Source organism: Kribbella catacumbae DSM 19601 (genome assembly GCF_000372465.1).
In the GTDB taxonomy this organism is placed as follows: Bacteria; Actinomycetota; Actinomycetes; order Propionibacteriales; family Kribbellaceae; genus Kribbella; species Kribbella catacumbae.
The window spans coordinates 1-1,584 of sequence record NZ_AQUZ01000133.1 but is presented as its reverse complement, the minus strand read 5'-3'; the positions used below and the strand labels follow the sequence as shown (position 1 = coordinate 1,584).

General features: G+C 69.7%; 3 protein-coding genes. 2 read left to right on the top strand and 1 reads right to left on the bottom strand.

All coding sequences use genetic code 11. The features are described 5' to 3' along the window. The coding region (locus tag A3ES_RS56640; protein ID WP_237745227.1) for a hypothetical protein at nucleotides 1–407 on the top strand (407 nt) is incomplete at its 5' end. Between the two features lie 52 nt (nucleotides 408–459). Then, the gene (locus A3ES_RS54900; protein WP_157631101.1) at nucleotides 460–696 is read left to right on the top strand and encodes a hypothetical protein; all 237 of its coding nucleotides are present in this window, start codon (nucleotides 460–462) and stop codon (nucleotides 694–696) included. Between the two features lie 324 nt (nucleotides 697–1,020). Here the strand turns inward: A3ES_RS54900 and A3ES_RS0145525 are convergent, their stop codons facing one another. Next, complete coding sequence (locus A3ES_RS0145525; protein WP_020393480.1) at nucleotides 1,021–1,419, bottom strand: pilus assembly protein TadG-related protein; 399 nt, start codon at nucleotides 1,417–1,419, stop codon at nucleotides 1,021–1,023. Nucleotides 1,420–1,584: the final 165 nt, after the last annotated feature.

The following is a 1,584-nucleotide window of genomic DNA, read 5'->3' as shown; positions in this document are numbered from 1 at the left end:
CGCCGCACCGCGAACCCACACCACCCGCCGCACCGCGAACCCACACCACCCGCCGCACCGCGGACCCGCACCACCACCCCGCAGTACCGCGAGGTCGCACCGCCACTCCCGCAACGCCCATCTCACGCGCAGCCTCGGGTACCTCGATGCCCACCCCACCCGCCACCCGCTTCACCCGCCAGCTCGCGGTACCGCGAACCACGCGTAACCCCCAACACCCCCGCAGTACTGCGAACCCACACCACGCCGTCCACCCCGCCACCGAGCCGGGCACCATCCCGCAGCACTCCGCACCCCAGAACCGCCACCCGCCGGCCCGCTGGACCATCGCCACCTTGAGCACAACGCAGCCACGAACCTCACCAAAACACGGCCGCCCGGTGCCCAAAGTGCACTCCACCGCCTAGAGCCAACGGAGCCACCACTGCGGCGCACAAGGCGGCACCTACCGAGAACTTCGTGGAACTGCGGAGGTGGTTGGTGACGCTGGGCCCGCAGTACTGCGGAGTGGTGCTGCCCGAGGTTCGCAGAACCGCGCGGCGGAAACCGCCCGAGGCCCGCAGTACCGCGGCCCAGGGTTCGCAGTACTGCGCGGCGGTGCCCGCCGGGCTCGGATACTGCGTGGCGGTGCGTGCCGCTAGCCCTGGAGTGCTGCGGGATGGTGCCGCGCTCGCAGTACCGCACGGCGGTGCATGACGCTGGCTCTGGCGTGCTGTGGGCTGGTGCGGAGGGCGCGGTGCTGCGCGGTTGGGGGCGGCTGTGGTTGGTCGGGGATGCTGATGCCGTGGTACCGGGCACCTCGTAGTACCGGGGAGCCAGCGCCCACTTCGCAGTACTGCGAAAGGCGCAAGGCGCGCGTTGGCCTGGCTTCCAGGCGCGCCAGGCCAACGACTGGTGCTATGCGGTCGTTGACTGCAGCGCAGGTGGTCGCGCTGGATGCTCCACTTTGGGCACCGGCTAGGCGTCGGGGCGCCACGAAACTGACTGGGCCGTGCTCAAAGTCGGCGATCGTGGGGGTGTCTACCGGATCGGTACGACGGCCGCGGCGTCCGAGGCGACGGCTGCGGATCCCTGCCATCCGGGTGGTTCGAACGGCAGGTCGACCGACGAGGTCAGGGTGACGGTCACGGTGGTGCCGGTGACGTCGGCAGACCAGTCAAGCCCGCTGAAACGGTTGCCTGCATCAACAGAATCCAGGTACTCCGCAGTCAACCGCCGCGCCTCCTCGGGGTCGATCGCAGCGTTGCCGCCTCCACTCGGCTGGGCGTAGATCGCCGCCAAGCCGTTGGCCGCGGCGAGCACGGCCCCATCCGCCGTCGCATCGAGATCCCGCCGTACCAGGAACACCTTCGAGATATCAGTCACGACCACGACCATCATCATCACCACCACAGCGAACCCAACAATCAGCACAGTCATCTGCCCCTGCTCCCCCCGCCGAGCACCACCCCGAGGACCACGCACTGATCCACTCTCCGGGGCGTGCTGGGCGAGACCGCCTGCGGATTGCTGGGTGCGAAGGTCTACGGCCGGGTGGGCGTGAGGGTCTGCGGATCGCTGGGCCAGATGGTCTGCGGCGGGGTG